The organism is Citrobacter sp. RHBSTW-01013, assembly GCF_013781985.1.
GTDB classification, from domain to species: Bacteria; Pseudomonadota; Gammaproteobacteria; order Enterobacterales; family Enterobacteriaceae; genus Citrobacter; species Citrobacter braakii.
Genome location: NZ_CP056185.1, coordinates 4,785,177 through 4,804,168 on the forward strand (window position 1 = coordinate 4,785,177; position 18,992 = coordinate 4,804,168).

Consider the following 18,992-nt stretch of genomic DNA (forward strand, 5'->3'; position numbering starts at 1 on the left):
TGGTTTATCATACCGCATTCCGTTCAATTATTAACCAATTACTGTCGTCCAACTAGCAAATGTGGATGCATAATGTACTCATGCTCAATAGCCAGTACATGCTTATTTTCTTTCATCTGGCGACTGCTGATTGCGAAGCTCATTGTTGGTTATTTGACTCTCTCACCGAGTCATGAATCCGCTCACACGTCATTCCAGCGCGGTAGCTTTCGTCAGCTCGTCCAGCATAATATCGAGCTTCTTCTGCAAGGCGTCCGAGCATGTCGGCGAGCAATCCTGCGTCGGCTCCGGCTGTTTTGCTTCTGACGGCAGCGGCAAGATCTGCGGTGTGCTTTGCGGCGTCCAGGCGGGCGGCAAGCTTTGTTGCTTCGGTACGCAACTGGCTAACAGTGGCAGACAGGCCAGCAGCAGTGGCAGCAGATTTTGCGGCTTGTGCTTGTGCATCTTTTACAGCCTCATCACGGGCAATAATTCGCCCTTGTTCAATCATGCGGGCGGCAGTCTGCGCGTTCGCGGTTTGCGACGATTCCACACCGTCACGCTCTGCCCACTTCTTTTCCCAACCGCGGCTGCTCCATACACTACCGGCGATGAATGCAACGGCCACCAGCAACGAAATAGCAATGAACTGATAGCGCAGGTTCACTGGTCTATCCCCCAGCACGTCAGCGCGCTTTCCTGATCCCGCCGTTCTACCTGTCCGTAGCAACCATTCTTCTGCCCTTTGGTCAGGCGACAATCGCGGCCACCGTCTTTTATCCACCAGCGGATCGCTTCACAGGCTCCTTTACGGTCGCCAGCATTGATGCGCTTATAGAACGTAGACGGGAAACATTTTCCGGGGCCGATGTTGTATGGACAGAAAGACGCGATCCCGGCTTTCTGTGGTTCGGTCAGTGGTACCTTGATATTTCGCTCAACCCACGCCAGCGCTTTGTCGCGTTCTATGGCGTTTACCTGGGCGCATTTCTCAGAAGACAGCTTCATGCCCTGAACTACTGGCTTACCATCAACCATCGTGGCGCCACGGCAAATGGTCCAGAGTCCACCACCGTCGCGGTATGCCGTAAGGCTATTACCCTCTTTCTCATTAAGAAACTGATCGAGAATAACGGGCGCGGAAGCCCCGGCAAGAATCAAACCAACGACCGCTGCGCTCAGTTTATTCTTCAGCTTTGGTGACATTGCCATTAAGCCGGTCCTCCCTTTCCTTTTTTCGGTAATACCAGTTCACTGCACAGGTGATTACCGTGCATGCGATACCGACAATAATTGCCCAGTCGCTCAGGCTTAACCCTGCAATTCTGTCGGCCAACATCCAGGACACCTCTTTTGCTGTTTTAGCTGTTTCGGCGTATGCCTTCGCTGATACACCGCAGCCGGTAAGCGTGGTTCCTGTTCCATATGAAAGTCTGCTGTAAATGGTGCTCATTCTGGTCATAGCCTCACCTCCGATAGTTCGGATGGCGCTGTGTGTGATTGAAGGGGATCAGGCAACCGGGCTCTTATGTTCAAGTAAAAATTAAGGATGATTCCCGGTGCCTGAAGATGGTGATCACCACAGCAACGGGGAAGCGTGGTGATCGTTATGATTTTTTCAGTTTTTCCACCTCTTCGGTGGTCTGTATAAACCTGTCTTCCTCCAGTTCTACGCCGATCGCCCGACGGCCAAGTTCTATTGCTGCTTTCACAGTTGAACCAGAGCCCATAAAGAAATCGGCAACAATATCCCCCGGCCTGCTGCTGGCGCTAATGAGCTGTTTCAGCATATCGGCAGGTTTTTCGCATGGATGTTTGCCTGGATAAAACTGAACAGGCTTATGCGTCCATACGTCGGTATACGGAACAAGAGCGGAAACAGAGAAGCAGCGCCGGAGGGTTTTGTATTCCTCCAGCAATTCTGAATACTTGCGGTTTAATGACTGATAGGTAGCTACCAGCTGGTGGTGAGGATGTTCAAGCTTCTGCTGAATGTGCTTATCGATAGCGATCCGCGTGAACAGTTCCTGCAATTTTCTATAGTCCACTTCATTTGGTAGTTGCCATTGGCTTGCACCAAACCAGTGTGACGCCATGTTTTTCTTTCCGGTTGCCTCAGCTATTTCTTTCGAGCTGACACCCAGTGATTCACGGGCATTACGGAAGTAATCAATCAGCGGCGTCATAATGTGCTGCTTTAGCTCTGTGCTTTTCCTTTCGTAAACATCCTCTTTACCTGTGTACGGCCCAAGATAGTGCTCAGCAAACAAAATCCGTTCCGTAGATGGAAAGTACGCGCGCAGGCTTTCTTTGTTACATCCATTCCAGCGGCCCGATGGTTTTGCCCAAATGATGTGATTCAAAACGTTGAACCGGGCACGCATCATAATCTCTATGTCTGAGGCCAGTCGGTGACCGCAAAACAGGTAGATGCTGCCAGCAGGTTTAAGAACGCGAGCATACTCAGCCAGGCAGCTATCAAGCCAGCGTAAGTAGTCCTCGTCCCCCTTCCATTGGTTGTCCCAGCCGTTGGGCTTCACTTTGAAGTACGGAGGATCCGTAACTATAAGATCAATAGAGTTATCCGGGAGGGTGGCGACGTAATGCAGGCTATCAGCGTTGATTAACTCAGCACTGTTTATTTTTACAGTATTTTTCATAGATCAGTAAGCGTAACTCTGATAGGCTCACGTTGCTTTTGCGCTAAAGCAGTGGGCCTTGGTTAGCTTGTGACCTGAAAGCATGAGCTGATGGCTGGCCGGGTGCGCTAACACCCACCAGCCGCCCATTTCCACAGCAGAAAGCCCCCATTACTGGAGGCGTTTATAACATCCAAACTGGTAATCAGATAACCCCGCCATCACCAGCTGTGTGAGTATGAGCTGACAACGTTCGCGGCTGAGGTGGGTATTCTGTGCAATCTCCCCAGTCGTTGCTGGTTTATCGCTTAATTCATTGAAAACAGCCTTTGCCGTTTCTGTCATATCTTCCTGATTTAGCATGTCTTTTACCTAAAATTAGTTGCGTGACATACAAATAACTCTGGTTGGTGATACCAGCAAGAGAAGAATTCCATTCTGCGACCGCCAGCGCCTTTATGCGCCGTGCATGGCTGATTTGCCATAAAAAAACCCGCTCATCGGCGGGTTTATATAACTTTGGCAACATATCAAATATGCTTTAAATATGGCTTATTTTGTTGCATTTTGCAAGCGCGTTTGAAGGAGATAGTGAAATTTACTTCACATTTCTGCCACTTTGAGGGCTTCTTCTTCCTCATAGTATTCAAGAGCCATGGCCAACGCTGATTCATCAAGCTGCATAAAAGCGGCCTTTAACCCAGCCCAGTGCCCTGAATAGACACGCAACCATGTCGAACGGTCAACGCTAACCATGCGGGCCAGTGCCGCACCAGCGTAGTCTTTATAGGTTTCATTGTTTCGGGTTGCGGCAATTTCCTGCCCTGCCAGCCATACCAGGCCTATCAGTTTCTTTACTACGCGCTCCTGAAGCGAGTTTTCACCCAGGCATTTCTGATAAGTCTTCCAGACGTATTCACACATCATCACCTGGTGCTTATAGCTAAGGTCAAAACCGTAGCAGTACCGCAACCAGGCCTGCTGGTATCCACTAAGCGCGGACACTGCCCTACGCCACGGCGCGGACTCAAATTCCGCATCTTTTATCGGCGGCATTGGCCTGCGGCGGCTGCGTGTTTCCAGCACATACAGTGGCGCGGAAAGCGAGTTAACAAAGCGTGGCCCCTTCTCTCCTTCGAGTTCGACGAGATGAATTCCACGGCGCGGGGTGGCATTTTTGTCTGCTGGTGGGTGTTCACTGAAAGCCTCAAGCTGCCCTTTTGTTCCCCCAGAGAGGTCAGGTAGCGCGCGGCGCAATTCTATTCTTACAAAATTCAGGTCTTGTTGATTCATGCTTCTTTGCGCTCCATACACTTAAGCTTTCGCAATTACGCCGATCGCCAGCGCCCGATCAATAAAACGCAGTAGCAGCTCAAGCTGCGTACCATGCTTCTGCTCGAATGCCGGTACATCGGCGTGTAACTCGTCGTGGCACTCTCTGCACAGAGGGATCACGAAGAGGTCATGGGCTTTTGTTGCTGTCCCCCCCATACCGTGCCCTACGATATGGTGCGGATCATCTGCTGGCCGTCGGCAACACTCACAGGGTTGTGTTTTAACCCAGCGGGTGTACGTCTCATTTATCCAGCGGCGACGTTTTGGCCTGAGCATGAAAGACTCTGGCGACTCCGGATCAACAGAGAGCGTGAGGATCTTCTTCGCCTTCTCCTGCACGAGTCTGGTTGCTGACGAGGAAGGCACTATGTCGCTTTCCCTCATGACAGAACGGATCTTCTCATCCGGAAGGCGCAGCCCTTTGTGCGCAACGCTTTCCGGAATAACATCAGCCAGGTCGTTTCTGACCATCCACCAGCACAGTTCCGGAAGCGTCAGGATATGCGACTCGGGAAAACCAGAATCACGCCGAATGACTTCCAGAATCCAGGATACCAGGTTTCCGGCCGCTATACCTGCAAGCTGTTCGGTATGCTGCCCCGACAAAGTGTGATCGCAATGCCAGCACAGGCGAATGCTTCCTGGTGGGTGCCGCATTGTTGTGAAGTTCTTGTCGTGCCACGTTGAATGTGGCCACTGGCATTCAAACCGAGAACTCAGCCATTGCTCAAGGGAAGAAATCCCGCCGGCACGCTGAATAACCCGTTCATTCTCGAATACCTGCCGCATTACAGGATCATCAGCCAGCGGCTGAATGGCTGCGGGAACAGCCCCTGTACTGAATGACGCCATTTCTTCTGGTTCAGGTTCGAGAAGAACGCGACCGCGCATGAAGAGGTGCATCAGTTCCGCGCCGGGACGAAATAACACAATCCCCATGCGATGGGCGACTTCAGGAGTTAACAAAGCCCTCACGCCGCCTGCCCCCCCGCAATATGTTCAGCCCACAAACCACCAATCCAGCGTACTCCCTTGGCAGTGAAACGCGTCTGGCTGAATGCGTGATTGGATGTGCTCGATGTTCCGGTCTTAACTTCAAATCTTCCCGCGGAAATGTGCTGCGCCATGGGGGTAAGTGTGCCGCCGAGGCGATACAGGATATTGCGTTCGATAAGGAACAGACGAAACTCAGTTTCTTTTGCGTTGAGCAATTTGGCTACCTGCCGGAATGACATGGAGCCTTTTGCAGAGCAATAACGATCAACAAACTCCACTTTTGGCGCCGCGGCTGCCAGTTGGATGGTCAGTTGCTCTTTCTGCTCGGCTAAATCAGCAGCCAGGCGAAGCGCTTCCGGCAATGAGCGGGGAACACTGACACTCTGCCCTTCTTCCAGTTCCTGCCAGCGATCGACGACCGCGGCGGTAAATTCAGGTGATAATCTGGCAACAATCACCAGAGAGTCGCGTTTGTTAAAACGATACTCCTGGTACACATTACCGTTATGCTCAAAATCGAACTGCGCCAACGGCGCGGTTAAAATTCCCGCAGCAACAAGACGCTCAGCCGAGCGTTTCACGTCACTGTGTTTACTCTGAACCAGATCCGCAATATCACGGCTGGACATTGTTACTACACCATTCACGATTAACTGGCTCATACTTTTCTCCATATCAGGCGGCTGCACCCGCCGGTTCATATCTGCTGATCGTTATCTCTACCCGACCTTTCGGCACAACGGGTCCCCATTCCACCAGCATGCGCTTAATCTGGCTGTCGTCTTCCCAGACACCCGCATGCGTCAGCGCGTCAAACAGGGCTTTGTTGTAATTATCGATATCCCGGCGGCGCGCATCCGGCGGGTACAGAGTGATTTCTACCGCTGCTAATTCAGTCGAAGGCTTCGGGAGACGTCGTAATTGCTCAATGATCGCCACGCAGGCAGCGCTCTGGTATTTACGGCCATCAGCGCTAATGAGGTGACGACCGGCCAGCGGCCCCTTATTAGGGGCGCGCCAGTACGTGTTCACGCTTGGAGGGAACGGGAGCACAAGTTTCATGCCACCTCCTGCTGTTGCACTGCACACAGTTCCGGAAGATTTGCCTCCACCAGCGCCCTGGCGAATGGTGGTGGTACCGCATTACCGCAGCGGGCTACCTGCTTATCTTTTGCATAGCGATTTCCACGGTAGTCCTGATCAATAACGTAACCATCCGGGAAGCCCTGCGCTTTGTAGAGTTCATGCGGCTGCAACATGCGCATTCCGATATCAACGATCTGGTATTTAACCCCATCGATCGTTACCAGCCATTCATCGTCACTTTCCCCGCAATACGTCTCGAGAAATGTGCGCACCTCACCCACGTGTTGGCCACCAGCGGTGATTGTTGGCATAGGCACATCAAGGCGTTGCCCGTCGCGGCATGTTCCACGCAGTTTCACCAGATGAGAGGCAACAACCGCATGATGATCGACAGTGGTCACTGAGTGCGCGGGTTCATCCATACTGACACCCGGCCCCGTATAGTTACCGCCGTAGTGTTTCGCCAGGAACGCGCCCACCAATTGTGATTTACCGCCACCACCAGCTGTAATTGTGGCGCTCGGCTCGTCTGCCCGGTGGCCGACGCTGGCCCCAAACTGGCGGGCTATCACTGGCGCAACAAGACAGGCGCGGGATTGCTTCAGAATGGTATGAGCAGGTTTATCCAGCGGGCGCGGTTTCGCCTGGTATTCACTACCACCGTTACCCGCCAGGAATGGCGTCAGTGCAGCCTCAACAATCCCGAGTGCATGCCCGTTCCCACCTGGACGTTTTGATGTGCCAGCGGTTACCGTCGGGACGGGTTCGGTAACGGGCTGCCCGGTTGCGCCAGTACGGAACTTTGTCAGGTGTGGGACGGCAATCGCGTAGCCATGGGTTTTCGTAATGGTCTGCAAAGGCTCGCCCAGCGCCTGACCACGGAAACAGTCGTATTTCCCTTTGGTCGTCGTGTGGTTGCACTTAACGATGAACGGCGACGCGCTCTCGATCACAAACCGCTGGATACCACGAGCGATGCGTTTGAGCGTATTTTCAGCCAATGGTTTTTTGCGGTCGAAGATGGACAGGGCCGGAACATTCCAGTCGATACATTCCGCAGCGGTACGCCATGGCATCAGCCTGCCGCTCTGCACCTCCAGAGACTTAGGATCCCCATGGGTAACAGCAGGCCACTGAATAGGGAAACCATCGCAGCGCATAACCATGAAGAAACGTTTGCGGATCGTCGGTGCTCCGTAATCACACGCACGCAGTTCGCGATAATCAACATCATATCCAAGCCCATCCACCAGCTGTTGCGCCTGCTCGCTACCTCTTTCAATAGACAGAAACTCACAAACCTCTGACAGTGCCGGGTGGTCAGCAGGAATACCAGTGGACAGCATGCCGACAAATGCATTGAATGTTTCTCCAGTGCGGGCAGGGTCTGGGCGACTATTTCCAGGGTAAACCGGGCCAATAAAATCCGCCATAAGGGCTTCCGGCAAATCAGGTTTAGGCGGGATGTCAATTAACGGTCCCCACGTTTTGAACTCTTCCACGTTCTCCAGCATCATCACGCGCGGTCGCTTAGCCAGTGCCCAACGCAGAACAATCCAGGCCAGACCGCGTATCTCTTTTTTGACAGGCTTTGCGCCTTTGGCCTTTGAGAAATGTCGGCAGTCCGGGCTAAACCATGCCAGGCCAACAGGATTACCGCCGGTGGCGGCTACCGGATCCACGTCAAATACGGATTCACAGTAATGCAGTGTGTCAGGGTGGTTCGTCTTGTGCATCGCAATGGCGTTTTCGTCGTGGTTGATCGCAATATCCACGCTGCGCCCGATCGCCAGTTCAATACCCGTTGATGCGCCACCGCCACCAGCAAAGTTATCAACGATAATTTCACGCATTGATGGCCCCCTGCATGCTGCTGACCAGTCCACCAGCAGTAGTAATGATTTCGCTGGTTGGCATACGCTCAAGCCACAGCTGGTTAATGTTCGCTTTCAGCTTGTTCTGCTGCGATGCGTCCAGAGAATCCGCCCCCTCAACCTGGTTGAACACCAGACCAACCTCAAGCGGCCAGATACGCGAATCCACATCAGGTAATACTGCTGGCACTACAATGGGTTCTTCTTGCTCTGGCACCGTGGTGGCTGGTGGCTGAACCTTTCCCGCGGCAAATTCGACCAGTGACATAAACGCCTTCCCTTTTTCCTCCAGATCGGTACGGCTGATGTAGCTGAAACGCTCGCCGCGCCAGGTCTTGTCGAACAAAGCGATTGCACCAGCAAAGAAAGCACCTGTGGGTTTCTGCTTATCGTCGGCAGGAACAAACCACACAGGGAGATCGAAGCCAATACGACCGCGAATAAACATGATGTGATCGGCGTCTTCCGGCCACCATGTTTCACTTGTCGCCGCTTTAATGAGGAACACGTAACGCCCACCCTTTTCACGCATCTCCATTGTGTGATCCATGATGTGGGTCATGCCGGTGATCGCCTGCTTCTCGTGGTACTGAGAGCGGCTATAGGGTGGATTACCGAATGCGGCCCCGCCGATTGATTCCAGCATTTCCGCCCAATCTTGTACCAGCGCGTTATCTTCGGCGGTGTACCACACAGGGCACTTAGCGTTATCGTCATCAGCAAAGAGATCCAGCGTCAGCGGGCCGAACATCGCATTAATGCCCCAAAAAAGCAGGTCCGGTGTCCGCCACTGATCGCCAACTTCTTTCAATTCGTGGGCTGGTTGGCTACGTAGTGCCACCAGCGCCTGGCAATATTTGTTTAACGTCATCCTCTGAACCCCTCTGGAATCGTTGTTTCAACCGGACCAAAAGCCATCACATCGCGCTTTTTCGCTCCCCAGTCAGCACGTTTAGGCCGTCCCTTCTGCTCCCAGCGGGTAGCGCTTTGCAGATAGCTCTCGAATTTCTTCGGGCCGAACAGCGTTTCCGGGCGCATGTACTGGTACTGCTCGTCGTTCTCGTGCCAGTGCTCATGCTTCAGGTCGATAACAAGTTGCAGGTCTGCAACGCTGTATCCCTCACGCAGTCGGGCACGGATGTTCTCCAGGGATGTTTTTGATTTCTGATACCGGGATCCGCTGGTCTGGTTCAAATGGGTCAGAACCAGAATCGCCTGGTCAGTAATCACGACTTCAGGGTCTGGTTGCGCCGCAACCGGACAAGAGGGTTTTGAAGTTACTTGTGGATCTTGTTTTGATTTTACTGACGGATCCCCGCCAGATTCTGACGGGTCAAAACCGCCGTTTTTGACGGATTTCGACGGGTCAGTTTTTGAGGCGTCAAATTTTGATGCGTCAGATTTTGACGTGTCAGAATCTGACAGTTGAGAAAATGCGGCAGCCTGAAGTTTCGCCACATTCAGGCGGTACACGTTCGACGCATTACGGTTACCATTACGGCGCTGTGTACGCGTGAGCCAGCCATCTTTTTCAAGCTTTGCGATTGCCGTTCTGATCGTGCTCGGCCCTGCGCCAAGCTGGCGAGCAATAGTTTCAATGGACGGCCAGCACACGCCCTCATCGCTGCTGAAATCAGCGAGGCGTGCCATGATCGCGACACTAGACAATTTCATGCCCGACGCCGCGCAACCATCCCATACGTAGCCGGTTAATTTAGTGCTCATGATCGTCCGTTATCTCCCTGAACTTTTGCCTGAAATGCTCAAGTGGGCTGAAGCATTCGTGCGGGTAGCCATCACGCAGATAGATAACGCGCTGTGTTTCTGGCTCCCAGCGGATAACACGGACTGGCACTCCGCGGTGGTCTTTGAACCTTCGGTTAAGTTCGCGCACAGGCGTTTTGCCCTCCGGTTGTAGACCCCCACAATTGAAACCGCCCTACTGTGGTTACACGGAACCCAGCGGTTTGATAATCTGCGTTCATACCGAAACAACGGAGTACCCGAAACCGGGATCATCCTGAGTTGCGGTAGACGGTTAAAAGCCGTTAAACTGCTCATGCGGATTATTTCTCCATACTCGAAGAGTTGTTCGCCAAGGCGCCCGGAGCTGCACACTCGCGGGCGTCACTCTTTTCAGCGACACAAAAAACTCGATAAAGCAGCGTGACGTGCTCCTGAAACTTCGCGATCACCTGATAGCTGTTCTCTTCAATCTGAGCGCGCTCATCTGCGTCAATAACCCCATCAGCAGTAGCTTTACGCACAAAGTTAGAATGACGGCCAATCCATTCAATGGACTCCATCAGGCGCTGGTTGATATCGGCGTTATCCAGATCATCGACATCTGCCAGCGGAACAAATACGCCCTGAGAATGGCGCGCAACGGCATCAGCGATATGGGTTGAACCACCAGCACGTTGTAAAACCATTGCCCAGCCCAGCGGGAAAATCTGGTCGCCGTCAACACGAAGACGGTTAAACAATGCGTTCTCTGTCACGCCCAACCATTCCGCGGCCTCGGCATACCCACCAGGCAGATCGGTAATCGTCTTTTTAATCGCGGCCACCAGCCAGGCTGGCTGACGTTCGACTTTCCAAATAGGTTCGTTACCCACGGTTAACCCCTTAATTCTGTGGTTATAAAAATCAGCTCGTCTGCTACTGTTTAGGGTAAATGTCAGGACGAAGATCAGACTTGCTGATAATCCCAGCAGTTGTTTCCTCCAGCTTTTTAGCCAAGGAAAAACCTGCCTTTTTGTAGCCATTGAAAACTAAACGCAGGTAGCCAGGCGTGGAACCTACGCTTCCGGCTAATTCGCCTTGCTGCTCTTTAGTTAAAGAGTCCCAATACTCTTTCATAATATGTACCTCCTGTGTACATATTACACGAAAGAAATGAACCTACAAGGTACTTGTACCATAGAGGTACACATTGTTTAATTTGCTGATGAAAACTATCCAGGAAATCAGGCGATTAAACGCCCGAAAATTGAGAGATGGTGTTGGGGGTAATAGCTACTTCGCTAACATGATCGATCGTGAACCTACACAAACCAGCCGGTTTATGGGTGAAGGTGCCACCAAAGGTATTGGTGACGCTATGGCAAGGCATATCGAAAAATGTTTTGACTTGCCTCAAGGTTGGCTAGATACCGAACATCAAACTACCAACATTGCTAAATCACCCGACGTTTCAGACGTTAATAGATCAATTACGATGGTCCCGGTTATATCCTGGGTGCAAGCCGGAGCATGGACGGATGCTGGTTATGCAGAGGTAGATTTGAGTAGTGTAGAAACATATCCTTGTCCCGTTCCGTGCGGGCCAATGACTTATATCTTACGCGTCATTGGTGATTCAATGATCGATGAGTATCGCCCTGGCGATATGATTTTTGTAGATCCAGAGGTTGCAGCTTCTCATGGCGATGATGTTATTGCTTTAATGCATGATTCTGGCGAAACGACGTTTAAACGATTAATAGAAGATAGTGGCGAAAAGTTTCTTAAAGCTTTAAACGCTAACTGGCCAGAGCCATATATTAGGATCAATGGTAATTGCTCGATTATTGGCACCGTTGTTTTCTCAGGAAAACCACGACGGCACAGGCATAAGCCTTAACCCATCATCACAAACCTGCTTCGGCAGGTTTTTTTATCCTTGACAATGTACCCTCAAGGTACATAATGTACCTATACGAAACAGCGAACAGGCAGGACGCCCACGAAGTAGCCGCCGGTGGCGTATGAATAACCGGATGATTCGCACATGGCAGGAGATTGGATATGGATGACAGTTTTGAAAATCAACGAGATGCCTGGCTTGTGGTGATTGAAGCAGCAAAAACTGCATTAAGCCAAGTTGAAAGTAGTAACTACAGAACAGTTAAACAAATGGCATTGGGTTCTATTATCTATGCCTTTGAAATGCTGGACTTTGATTTTGAAGCCACGAGCCTTCCGTCAGAACAGCATGAAAAGATGAATAGAGAAGCCGCCGCAGCCTATATCGGCGTAGAGGCGCAAACATTAGCTAATTGGGCTAGCACAGGAAAGGTTCGTATACCTTTTTTAAAAATCGGCAGAAAGGTTACTTATCTAAAAAGTGATTTGGACGTCTATCTTGCCTCATCGAAGGCAAGTACCACAAGGTAGTTTAGGTACCTACCACCGCGCCTGATGTGGTTAAAAGCAGGCCAAAGCAATAACAAGTAACTCCCTGTTCTGGCGGCCCGGTGTTTTCCCACTTGTCCGGTAACCGCCAGCCTTTTTCAGGGCACAACAGAAAAGGGCATCACCGGGCGACGGGCTCATAACCCAATCCACCCGGGCAAAAAGAAAGCGGTCTCTGCAAGCCGCCGACCAATGCAGGTGCCCTTCTCTGTTGTGTATGGAGAAAGTTCGGCGGTTGCAGCCGCCTTAACGAGGGTAAAACCATGAGTAATGACCGCATGACCGTAGTGCCAGATTTTCTTGGCGAACTGGATGCCGGCGTGTTCATGAACAAAATCGCGGCAGCACTTAATACCACCGCGCTTGGCGTTCTGAACAATGGCAACAAAGGCAAAGTAGTCCTCACCTTTGATTTTGAGCGTATGGGTAATTCCGTTGAAGAGAAGCGCGTGAAGATCAAGCACAAGCTGAACTACAGCACCCCGACACCGCGTGGTAAAGCCTCCGAAGAGGACACAACCGAAACCCCTATGTGGGTTAACAAAGGCGGGAAGCTCACCATCCTACAGGAAGACCAGGGCAACTTGTTTACCCTCGGCGGGGATCCGGACGGAAAGTTACGCGCGGCGAAATAAGCCGCGCTTGATAGCCCATAGTTTCAGTTTTTCTACATCTATCTTTAAGGAATTTTTATGTCTCAGTTAGACAGCGGTACCTTCAAGCAGGTCAAAGACCTGGTTCTTTCCGGTTATCACCTGAATGACATTCATGGCCTGGCTTGCCCGACCGCATTACTTCCAGAAGGGACTGGCGTTGAAAGCCTCGAGCGCTTTTCTCTGGAACGTTTCCGCTTTCGCGGCGCAATGACCACAACCAGTATTGACGACTTCGCACGTTATTCTAAAGGTTACGCCAGCGACAGTGAGCCAGCTCGTTGCTTCATTGACGCTGACAACATGACCGCCCGTTCAGTGTTCAACATCGGCACCCTGGATAATCCCGGCCACGCCGATAACGTTGCTTCCATCACCCTGAAGAAAACCGCCCCGTTCCGCGCGTTACTGCAGATCGATGGTCAACGTCTGAAGCAAAAGCAAATCGCTGAATGGCTGGAGGACTGGAGCGATTACTTGCTGGCGTTTGATACTGATGGCAATGCGATGCAGATTTCCCAGGCAGCTCAGGCTGTGCGTCGTATCACTATTCAGCAAGCAACACAGCAGGACCATGAAACTGGTGATTTCGCTGGTAAAAAATCGCTGATGCAAAGCGTTGAAGCAAGCAGCAAAGACGTAATGCCTGTGGCGTTCGAGTTCAAATGTGTGCCGTATGAAGGTCTGGGTGAACGCCGCTTTAGCTTGCGTAACAGCCTGCTGACCAGCGATGAACCCTGCTTTGTTCTGCGCATTGTCCAACTTGAAGCCCAGGAAGAAGCGATCGCCAACGAATTCCGCGATTTGCTGATCAGCAAGTTCGAAGGTGAATCAGTGGAAACTTTCATCGGTAACTTTAAAGCCTAATTGCTCTGCATTAAATCCCCGGCGCCGCGGGGATTTATTGAAGCGTAATTCCATTAAATATCGCCACCCGGCGAGGGATTCGTGCAACCAAAATCTGCGCGGTGCAGCGCGCCAATATGGAGAAAACCATGAGTTACATTCAGACATTATCCGGCAAACACTTTAATTACCTCGATATCCAACAGGACGATATCGTGATCGAAGATATCGCTACCGCGTTGTCTCATATCTGCCGCTTTGCAGGGCATCTTCCTGAGTTTTACAGCGTCGGCCAGCATAGCGTTTTAACCAGCCACCTCGTTCCGCAGGAGTTTGCATTAGAAGCCCTGCTTCATGATGCCGCCGAAGCCTACCTACAGGACATCCCCTCACCGCTTAAGCGCCTGTTGCCTGATTACCAGGTGATCGAAGCTCGCGTAGACGCAGCTATTCGCCAGAAATTTGGCCTACCGATGGGGCAACACCCAACCGTGAAATATGCCGATCTGGTGATGCTTGCCAGCGAACGCCGCGATTTTGAGATTGACGAAGGTTCCGTGTGGCCTTGCCTCGAGGGAGTTGTCCCAACGGATCTATTCATCATCAACCCAGTTCGTCCAGGCCAGTCATATGGCATGTTCATTAATCGCTTCAATGAATTGATGGAGCAGCGCCAATGCGCCGCATGAAGGTAAAAGAACTCGTTGCGGAGGCTTTTGCCTCCATTGCTGAACTGCCACCAAAGCATGCACCGCTTATGCGCGAAGTCGCCACCAGACTGGACGCTACGTTCGCAGCATTAAAAGAGTCTCTGGTGCAACTGGAACAGGAACGTAAAGGTAAAACGCCATGACCGTATTTGAATATCTCCAGGCTCACCCCAACGCCACCAGCGCTGAAATAGCTAAGGGTTTAAACAAAAAGACAGCTTCGATCGCTGGCGCATTATCGCAACTCTATGGCACCGGCCGGATCGTGAAGTCTGGTGTTCGCAAGGGCATTCCAACATACCGTGTTAACGATATGCCGTTTGGATGCAGTAACAGCCTAACCATGATGTTTAACCAGCTGTTGAATAGAGCAAGACAGGGAACTGCACAATGAGCAAATCACTTGAAGTGCTAATTGCCAAAATCAAAAAGCAGATTGAAAGCTATGACTCCGTAATTTTGAAGGAAAGTGAAGCCATGGCACTTATCACAGAACTGGAGGCAAAATCCGCGCCAGAATCGTTCAGTGTCATCGGCAAAAACATTTTATCGCAGGATAACCGTATTACATCCGACCCGATGTTTTGCGTTTACCAAAAGCGCGAAATCGTTGTTGATGCTGATTACGACTATGACCGCATCGTTTGGATTGATGAAGATGGTAACGAAGCTAATGAGCGCCAACGAATGCGCCTTGAATTGCTCCATGAAAACTTCCGTGAACCACCTGAAAAATGGCGCAGAGTTGCACTGAAAGAAATTGATGATTTCGTTACCTGCTGTTTCACCGAACAGGGATGCAAAGACTACCTGGCATGTAATGGCCACAACCTACGACTGCCATTCATCTACGTCAAAAGCGGATTTAGGAATGCTGAGTTTATCAACGTTCGTAACTGGCTCGCTGGCATTGGCGTGAAGGGGGAGTGAGATGATTCACTATCACGGCGGACCAATAACGCCGGATACGTGCGCCATGAAAGCGTGGAAAGGACGCCATGCGTTTATCAGTTTCGCGCACTCCGGGCAAATTAACCTCGCGGCTGAATACTGCCAGTCATTCGCGCTGGACAACGGTGCATTCACTGCGTGGAAAGCAGCTGGCAAAAACAAAATCGACTGGAGCGATTACTACGAGTTTGTGGCCCGCTGGAAAAATCATCCTGGCTTTGATTTCGCCATCATCCCGGATGTTATCGACGGCGGCGAGGAAGAGAACGAAGCGCTTCTTGATGAGTGGCCGCATGGGGAGTTTTTCGGCGTTCCTGTCTGGCACATGAATGAAAGCGACGAGCGTTTTATCAGGCTCTGCAATGAGTATCCCCGCGTTGCAATCGGTTCATGTGGTGACTATGACGTTAAGCGTCCCAACCTTGCTGTAGCCAGAATGAAAGACCTGATTCGTCATGTTGTTGATGCTCACAGCCAGCCTGTCACGAAGTTGCACGGTTTGCGCATGTTAAACCCGCTGATATTCACAAAGTTACCGTTAGCCAGCGCTGATAGTACAAATGTCGCCCGTAACATCGGCATCGATAAAGCATGGTCTGGTGCTTACGCGCCAGCTTCAAAAGAAACCCGCGCCGCGTTAATGGTAGAGCGCATTGAATCGCATAACAGCCCCGGCTCTCTCGCGTACTGCGAGCAGCGTGACCGGTTCGACATGCAACTGCAATTAGCAGTTTAAGGACTAACCCATGACAACTAACAACCACCCGGCGAACGGTCCTGTATCACTCGATCGTCTGCATCAGATACGCGAAATACTCAGCAAAGCAGCAGCACAAAGCGACGGCGGTAATCTCGGCTACGCAATGGCTGATGCTGTGAAGGTGATTGATGGGGCTATTGCAGCGTTTGGCGCTGAGCCTGTGGCGTGGAAGGCAGGAAGCCGAGCGTTTGTCACCAGAGTCGTTGCAGAGATGTATGCCTGTGAGATTATGGCTGAAATACAGCCACTCTACATCACACCGCCAGCGCCGGTAGTTCCGGAGAATTACGTAACAGCAGAACACCGTCGCGTTATTGAAATGCTGCTCAATGTTTGCGGGGCCGCATTCGAACTCGCAGATGATAGCTGTCAGCAAGAGGTTGATGGCGAAGAGTGCCACGTTGTTCCAGACGACGCATTTCAGAAGCTAAGTGATGCGCTGGACGAAATCGAAAACACTCTCCCGACAGAAGATGTCGACAGGCCAGACGTATTTCTTGCCTGGTCGGCAATGCCAAGGGCAGCGCTGAAATCTATTCTCCAGGCTGGCAACTCTCCGGTAATCGGTATTGACCTAGCATCTGAACCTGATCGATCGGTCGAGGTTCGCTACCTTGCGCCTCCAGGCTACGTGATTGTGCCGATTGTTCCGACCGAGGACATGATTATTAACGGCTTCGAATCGGTTCCAGATCCGCACTTCAGCGATGAAAAAGAGTGGGAGGAATACGAAGCATTGAGTGGATGCCGACAGGCAGCGCGCCGGGCTGAGTTGTGCTGGGCAGCAATGATTAAAGCAGCACCGCAGCAGGAGAATGTATAACGTGAACAATTTAATGATCGACCTTGAGTCCATGGGCAAAAAACCGAATGCCCCTATTGTCTCCATTGGTGCCGTATTCTTCGATCCGCAAAGCGGTGATCTTGGTCAGGAGTTTTACACCGCCGTTAATCTTGAAAGCGCTATGGAGCAGGGAGCGGTGCCGGATGGTGACACTATTTTGTGGTGGTTAAGACAAAGCTCAGAAGCACGATCAGCAATCTGTGTTGATGATGCGATGCCGATATCATCTGCCCTATCTGAACTGAGCCATTTCATTAATCGGCATTCTGATAACCCTAAATATTTAAAAGTTTGGGGCAATGGAGCTACTTTCGACAACGTTATATTGCGCGGCGCATATGAGCGTGCCGGCCAGGTTTGCCCGTGGCAATTTTGGAATGATCACGACGTCAGAACCGTCGTCACATTAGGTAGAGTTGTGGGTTTCGATCCAAAGCGAGATATGCCATTCGATGGGGTTGCACATAACGCACTGGCCGATGCGCGACATCAAGCAAAATACGTGTCCGCGATCTGGCAGAAGTTGATTCCGGCCACCAGCAGCGACCTGTAATTTCCCCTGGGTGCAGCCAGGTTGTATGGAGAACGTCTATGAATACTTTGTTTTTACTTATGGCTGAGTTCAACACGCCTAACATCGAGCTGTCAGCGGTATGCCAAAAGTATTTCGGTATGAGCCCTAACACAGCAGAAGCGAAAGCAAATGCCTGTCAGTTGCCTATTCCGACTTATCGTGTAGGAACATCACAGAAGGCGAAGCGCTGTATCAACATTCAGGATCTTGCTGAGTATATAGACCAGCGGCGTGAAGAAGGCAGAATTGAATGGGAAAGGGTCAGAACGAACAAACAGAAAAATAGTTGAGTTCCGCACCGATAAAAAAAGAAAAACCCGCCAGATGGCGGGCTTTCAAAAAGCACCAGCTATGATCATGCTGCCTTGCGACGACGAAGCTTACCCTGCTGCTCTTTACCAGAGACAATAGCGTGCGTGAACGCGTTAGGAGCAGCCTTCATCAGAACTTCAACAGCAGCACCCATACCTGCGAATGCTTTCATTGTGTCGAACTTAACCTGTGGCTTGGTTGCTTTTTGATCTTTCATAGAAAACTCCCGAGACGATAAGGGCGTCTCTAACCTCTTAGTTAAAGCTAGCTTGTCCAGCCAACTTGTGCCAATCGGTTCCTCCGATTGGTGACATCGTTTTCAGTAGTGCGAATACATAACGACTGTCCCAGATGTACCTTTAAGGTAATCCGGATGGATATCCTACAATCTGTAGACACTCGGCGTCTACATCTATTGTGCGAATTTAAGAAATGTCTCTTGCAGATTATCTGTGGCTGTAGACATTACGTAGCCACACTTTTCCATACAAAAACCGAACGACTCATAAAATGGCCGCAATTCAGGAACTGGTTCAATGATTTGAACAACCTCACACTCGACAGCCTTACAAAAAACAAAGGCACTCATTAGTGTGAGCAAAACCATTCGCCCTTTTAGTGGGTGTGATTCATCTTCCCTTGAGAACCTTTCAACAATATGGATGCGAAAGATTTTATCTTCAACCCCGTAAACACAAATTGCCGCCCCTGAAGGAATCCCCTGCACTACTCCTTGCTGAACAAGTTTGATGCAAAATTCATACTTGTCATCAGAATTACCATAGGCACCGAGCATATAGTCCCACTCAAGCTCGCCATAACCACCACAGAGGATCTTGTAATCTTCATCACTGATCGGGCCAACTGCGAGAGGCAACCCCACATGGTCAATAACTAACTGAATGTTGTTACGAACAGATTGACCTATCTCGTCTAAAGTGAGCATTAGAGCCTCTCAAGCGGAACGGCGAAAGACCCCATTATACCTATTCCCGCCATGCAATGCCTGGTAAGAGTTGCGTATTAAATTAAAAACATCGGGTCCCCAATAGGCCCCCATAAAACACACAACACCGCTATTTCTCTGTATAATCCGTCCTATCGAGCATCGGCGCGATAGAAAAACGATGAGCGGGAAAAGCGGTAGACTGAGATTCAGGCAGCATGGCGAATATTCAAGCATCCGGTTAAAAAAGGGGCGCTACTATAGCATAGACCGTTACGATAGTGAGCCACATCCTCGCAGTTCCCCCTCCC

Annotated in this window: 28 protein-coding genes and 2 pseudogenes; 12 read left to right on the plus strand and 18 right to left on the minus strand. The window is 51.0% G+C overall.

Annotation, left to right across the window (positions count from 1 at the left end; translation table 11 throughout):
- Positions 1–139 precede the first annotated feature (139 nt).
- From HV350_RS22875 to HV350_RS22945, 15 genes are all read right to left on the minus strand, one after another.
- Positions 140–646 carry a DUF2514 domain-containing protein gene (locus HV350_RS22875; protein ID WP_174332620.1) on the minus strand — a complete coding sequence of 169 codons (507 nt, stop codon included), beginning with the start codon at positions 644–646 and terminating at the stop codon, positions 140–142.
- Positions 643–1,191 (minus strand): lysozyme, encoded by a 549-nt coding sequence (locus HV350_RS22880; RefSeq protein ID WP_136398001.1) that lies wholly within the window; start codon positions 1,189–1,191, stop codon positions 643–645. The genes HV350_RS22875 and HV350_RS22880 overlap by 4 nt, the downstream gene beginning before the upstream one ends.
- On the minus strand, positions 1,163–1,441 hold the full coding sequence (locus HV350_RS22885; RefSeq protein ID WP_003832349.1) for a phage holin: 279 nt from the start codon (positions 1,439–1,441) through the stop codon (positions 1,163–1,165). Before HV350_RS22885 ends, HV350_RS22880 begins: the two co-directional genes overlap by 29 nt.
- A gap of 145 nt (positions 1,442–1,586) precedes the next feature.
- Positions 1,587–2,639, minus strand: coding sequence for a site-specific DNA-methyltransferase (locus HV350_RS22890; protein ID WP_131351221.1), 1,053 nt, complete (start codon positions 2,637–2,639; stop codon positions 1,587–1,589).
- A 150-nt stretch (positions 2,640–2,789) separates the two neighbouring features.
- The gene (locus tag HV350_RS22895; RefSeq protein ID WP_181629377.1) at positions 2,790–2,981 is read right to left on the minus strand and encodes a TrmB family transcriptional regulator; all 192 of its coding nucleotides are present in this window, start codon (positions 2,979–2,981) and stop codon (positions 2,790–2,792) included.
- 240 nt (positions 2,982–3,221) lie between these two features.
- Positions 3,222–3,911: a bacteriophage antitermination protein Q gene (locus tag HV350_RS22900; protein WP_181502011.1), complete on the minus strand. Its 690-nt coding sequence runs from the start codon at positions 3,909–3,911 to the stop codon at positions 3,222–3,224.
- A gap of 21 nt (positions 3,912–3,932) precedes the next feature.
- Entirely contained in the window at positions 3,933–4,928 is a 996-nt protein-coding gene (locus HV350_RS22905) for a DUF968 domain-containing protein (protein ID WP_181502012.1), read from the minus strand.
- Entirely contained in the window at positions 4,925–5,611 is a 687-nt protein-coding gene (locus tag HV350_RS22910; RefSeq protein WP_003034743.1) for a phage regulatory protein/antirepressor Ant, read from the minus strand. The genes HV350_RS22905 and HV350_RS22910 overlap by 4 nt, the downstream gene beginning before the upstream one ends.
- Before the next feature lie 13 nt (positions 5,612–5,624).
- Positions 5,625–6,011 (minus strand): RusA family crossover junction endodeoxyribonuclease, encoded by a 387-nt coding sequence (locus HV350_RS22915; RefSeq protein ID WP_003034741.1) that lies wholly within the window; start codon positions 6,009–6,011, stop codon positions 5,625–5,627.
- Complete coding sequence (locus HV350_RS22920; RefSeq protein ID WP_181502013.1) at positions 6,008–7,888, minus strand: DNA cytosine methyltransferase; 1,881 nt, start codon at positions 7,886–7,888, stop codon at positions 6,008–6,010. Before HV350_RS22920 ends, HV350_RS22915 begins: the two co-directional genes overlap by 4 nt.
- Positions 7,881–8,780, minus strand: coding sequence for a phage N-6-adenine-methyltransferase (locus HV350_RS22925; RefSeq protein WP_181629379.1), 900 nt, complete (start codon positions 8,778–8,780; stop codon positions 7,881–7,883). The genes HV350_RS22920 and HV350_RS22925 overlap by 8 nt, the downstream gene beginning before the upstream one ends.
- Positions 8,777–9,634 (minus strand): conserved phage C-terminal domain-containing protein, encoded by an 858-nt coding sequence (locus HV350_RS22930; protein ID WP_181626629.1) that lies wholly within the window; start codon positions 9,632–9,634, stop codon positions 8,777–8,779. Before HV350_RS22930 ends, HV350_RS22925 begins: the two co-directional genes overlap by 4 nt.
- Complete coding sequence (locus tag HV350_RS22935) at positions 9,624–9,803, minus strand: DUF4222 domain-containing protein (RefSeq protein WP_003034732.1); 180 nt, start codon at positions 9,801–9,803, stop codon at positions 9,624–9,626. Before HV350_RS22935 ends, HV350_RS22930 begins: the two co-directional genes overlap by 11 nt.
- A 172-nt stretch (positions 9,804–9,975) precedes the next feature.
- Positions 9,976–10,527 carry a YmfL family putative regulatory protein gene (locus HV350_RS22940; RefSeq protein WP_003826142.1) on the minus strand — a complete coding sequence of 184 codons (552 nt, stop codon included), beginning with the start codon at positions 10,525–10,527 and terminating at the stop codon, positions 9,976–9,978.
- Between the two features lie 43 nt (positions 10,528–10,570).
- Positions 10,571–10,771 carry a YdaS family helix-turn-helix protein gene (locus tag HV350_RS22945; RefSeq protein WP_053390031.1) on the minus strand — a complete coding sequence of 67 codons (201 nt, stop codon included), beginning with the start codon at positions 10,769–10,771 and terminating at the stop codon, positions 10,571–10,573.
- 88 nt (positions 10,772–10,859) lie between these two features.
- Here HV350_RS22945 and HV350_RS22950 point away from each other — a divergent pair, with 88 nt between their 5' ends.
- From HV350_RS22950 to HV350_RS23005, 12 genes and pseudogenes are all read left to right on the plus strand, one after another.
- Entirely contained in the window at positions 10,860–11,534 is a 675-nt protein-coding gene (locus HV350_RS22950) for a LexA family transcriptional regulator (protein WP_053390032.1), read from the plus strand.
- Positions 11,535–11,698: 164 nt separating this feature from the next.
- Positions 11,699–12,067 carry a helix-turn-helix domain-containing protein gene (locus tag HV350_RS26850; protein ID WP_082145984.1) on the plus strand — a complete coding sequence of 123 codons (369 nt, stop codon included), beginning with the start codon at positions 11,699–11,701 and terminating at the stop codon, positions 12,065–12,067.
- Positions 12,068–12,348: 281 nt separating this feature from the next.
- A complete protein-coding gene (locus HV350_RS22960; protein WP_044691226.1) occupies positions 12,349–12,720 on the plus strand; it encodes a hypothetical protein in 372 nt (123 codons plus the stop codon).
- 57 nt (positions 12,721–12,777) lie between these two features.
- Complete coding sequence (locus tag HV350_RS22965) at positions 12,778–13,605, plus strand: DUF2303 family protein (protein WP_181629380.1); 828 nt, start codon at positions 12,778–12,780, stop codon at positions 13,603–13,605.
- A 128-nt stretch (positions 13,606–13,733) separates the two neighbouring features.
- Positions 13,734–14,273: a hypothetical protein gene (locus tag HV350_RS22970; RefSeq protein ID WP_057064900.1), complete on the plus strand. Its 540-nt coding sequence runs from the start codon at positions 13,734–13,736 to the stop codon at positions 14,271–14,273.
- Positions 14,261–14,437, plus strand: coding sequence for a hypothetical protein (locus tag HV350_RS22975; RefSeq protein ID WP_172724730.1), 177 nt, complete (start codon positions 14,261–14,263; stop codon positions 14,435–14,437). The genes HV350_RS22970 and HV350_RS22975 overlap by 13 nt, the downstream gene beginning before the upstream one ends.
- Positions 14,434–14,688 (plus strand): hypothetical protein, encoded by a 255-nt coding sequence (locus HV350_RS22980; protein ID WP_181629382.1) that lies wholly within the window; start codon positions 14,434–14,436, stop codon positions 14,686–14,688. The genes HV350_RS22975 and HV350_RS22980 overlap by 4 nt, the downstream gene beginning before the upstream one ends.
- A gap of 8 nt (positions 14,689–14,696) precedes the next feature.
- Positions 14,697–15,224, plus strand: a pseudogene (locus HV350_RS22985) (hypothetical protein); the annotation flags it as partial.
- Between the two features lies 1 nt (position 15,225).
- Positions 15,226–15,981 carry a hypothetical protein gene (locus HV350_RS22990; RefSeq protein WP_088583037.1) on the plus strand — a complete coding sequence of 252 codons (756 nt, stop codon included), beginning with the start codon at positions 15,226–15,228 and terminating at the stop codon, positions 15,979–15,981.
- Between the two features lie 10 nt (positions 15,982–15,991).
- Complete coding sequence (locus HV350_RS22995; RefSeq protein WP_181629386.1) at positions 15,992–16,828, plus strand: hypothetical protein; 837 nt, start codon at positions 15,992–15,994, stop codon at positions 16,826–16,828.
- Between the two features lies 1 nt (position 16,829).
- On the plus strand, positions 16,830–17,402 hold the full coding sequence (locus HV350_RS23000) for a 3'-5' exonuclease (RefSeq protein ID WP_181629388.1): 573 nt from the start codon (positions 16,830–16,832) through the stop codon (positions 17,400–17,402).
- A 38-nt stretch (positions 17,403–17,440) separates the two neighbouring features.
- Complete coding sequence (locus HV350_RS23005) at positions 17,441–17,713, plus strand: pyocin activator PrtN family protein (RefSeq protein WP_020838472.1); 273 nt, start codon at positions 17,441–17,443, stop codon at positions 17,711–17,713.
- 65 nt (positions 17,714–17,778) lie between these two features.
- Here the strand turns inward: HV350_RS23005 and HV350_RS23010 are convergent, their stop codons facing one another.
- The 3 genes and pseudogenes from HV350_RS23010 to HV350_RS26745 form a co-directional block, all read right to left on the minus strand.
- Positions 17,779–17,952: a hypothetical protein gene (locus HV350_RS23010; protein ID WP_020838469.1), complete on the minus strand. Its 174-nt coding sequence runs from the start codon at positions 17,950–17,952 to the stop codon at positions 17,779–17,781.
- 195 nt (positions 17,953–18,147) lie between these two features.
- Positions 18,148–18,681 (minus strand): hypothetical protein, encoded by a 534-nt coding sequence (locus tag HV350_RS23015; RefSeq protein ID WP_032177711.1) that lies wholly within the window; start codon positions 18,679–18,681, stop codon positions 18,148–18,150.
- 145 nt (positions 18,682–18,826) lie between these two features.
- Positions 18,827–18,901, minus strand: a pseudogene (locus HV350_RS26745) (hypothetical protein); the annotation flags it as partial.
- Between the last annotated feature and the right edge of the window lie 91 nt (positions 18,902–18,992).

What these genes read in the sequence shown, in the direction of transcription:
- HV350_RS22880 (WP_136398001.1), bottom strand. Translation starts at nt 1,191, where the DNA reads ATGGCAATGTCACCAAAGCTGAAGAATAAACTGAGCGCAGCGGTCGTT.
- HV350_RS22885 (WP_003832349.1), bottom strand. Translation starts at nt 1,441, where the DNA reads ATGACCAGAATGAGCACCATTTACAGCAGACTTTCATATGGAACAGGA.
- HV350_RS22890 (WP_131351221.1), bottom strand. Translation starts at nt 2,639, where the DNA reads ATGAAAAATACTGTAAAAATAAACAGTGCTGAGTTAATCAACGCTGAT.
- HV350_RS22895 (WP_181629377.1), bottom strand. Translation starts at nt 2,981, where the DNA reads ATGCTAAATCAGGAAGATATGACAGAAACGGCAAAGGCTGTTTTCAAT.
- HV350_RS22900 (WP_181502011.1), bottom strand. Translation starts at nt 3,911, where the DNA reads ATGAATCAACAAGACCTGAATTTTGTAAGAATAGAATTGCGCCGCGCG.
- HV350_RS22910 (WP_003034743.1), bottom strand. Translation starts at nt 5,611, where the DNA reads ATGAGCCAGTTAATCGTGAATGGTGTAGTAACAATGTCCAGCCGTGAT.
- HV350_RS22915 (WP_003034741.1), bottom strand. Translation starts at nt 6,011, where the DNA reads ATGAAACTTGTGCTCCCGTTCCCTCCAAGCGTGAACACGTACTGGCGC.
- HV350_RS22920 (WP_181502013.1), bottom strand. Translation starts at nt 7,888, where the DNA reads ATGCGTGAAATTATCGTTGATAACTTTGCTGGTGGCGGTGGCGCATCA.
- HV350_RS22925 (WP_181629379.1), bottom strand. Translation starts at nt 8,780, where the DNA reads ATGACGTTAAACAAATATTGCCAGGCGCTGGTGGCACTACGTAGCCAA.
- HV350_RS22930 (WP_181626629.1), bottom strand. Translation starts at nt 9,634, where the DNA reads ATGAGCACTAAATTAACCGGCTACGTATGGGATGGTTGCGCGGCGTCG.
- HV350_RS22945 (WP_053390031.1), bottom strand. Translation starts at nt 10,771, where the DNA reads ATGAAAGAGTATTGGGACTCTTTAACTAAAGAGCAGCAAGGCGAATTA.
- HV350_RS22950 (WP_053390032.1), top strand. Translation starts at nt 10,860, where the DNA reads ATGAAAACTATCCAGGAAATCAGGCGATTAAACGCCCGAAAATTGAGA.
- HV350_RS26850 (WP_082145984.1), top strand. Translation starts at nt 11,699, where the DNA reads ATGGATGACAGTTTTGAAAATCAACGAGATGCCTGGCTTGTGGTGATT.
- HV350_RS22960 (WP_044691226.1), top strand. Translation starts at nt 12,349, where the DNA reads ATGAGTAATGACCGCATGACCGTAGTGCCAGATTTTCTTGGCGAACTG.
- HV350_RS22965 (WP_181629380.1), top strand. Translation starts at nt 12,778, where the DNA reads ATGTCTCAGTTAGACAGCGGTACCTTCAAGCAGGTCAAAGACCTGGTT.
- HV350_RS22970 (WP_057064900.1), top strand. Translation starts at nt 13,734, where the DNA reads ATGAGTTACATTCAGACATTATCCGGCAAACACTTTAATTACCTCGAT.
- HV350_RS22975 (WP_172724730.1), top strand. Translation starts at nt 14,261, where the DNA reads ATGCGCCGCATGAAGGTAAAAGAACTCGTTGCGGAGGCTTTTGCCTCC.
- HV350_RS22980 (WP_181629382.1), top strand. Translation starts at nt 14,434, where the DNA reads ATGACCGTATTTGAATATCTCCAGGCTCACCCCAACGCCACCAGCGCT.
- HV350_RS22990 (WP_088583037.1), top strand. Translation starts at nt 15,226, where the DNA reads ATGATTCACTATCACGGCGGACCAATAACGCCGGATACGTGCGCCATG.
- HV350_RS22995 (WP_181629386.1), top strand. Translation starts at nt 15,992, where the DNA reads ATGACAACTAACAACCACCCGGCGAACGGTCCTGTATCACTCGATCGT.
- HV350_RS23005 (WP_020838472.1), top strand. Translation starts at nt 17,441, where the DNA reads ATGAATACTTTGTTTTTACTTATGGCTGAGTTCAACACGCCTAACATC.
- HV350_RS23010 (WP_020838469.1), bottom strand. Translation starts at nt 17,952, where the DNA reads ATGAAAGATCAAAAAGCAACCAAGCCACAGGTTAAGTTCGACACAATG.
- HV350_RS23015 (WP_032177711.1), bottom strand. Translation starts at nt 18,681, where the DNA reads ATGCTCACTTTAGACGAGATAGGTCAATCTGTTCGTAACAACATTCAG.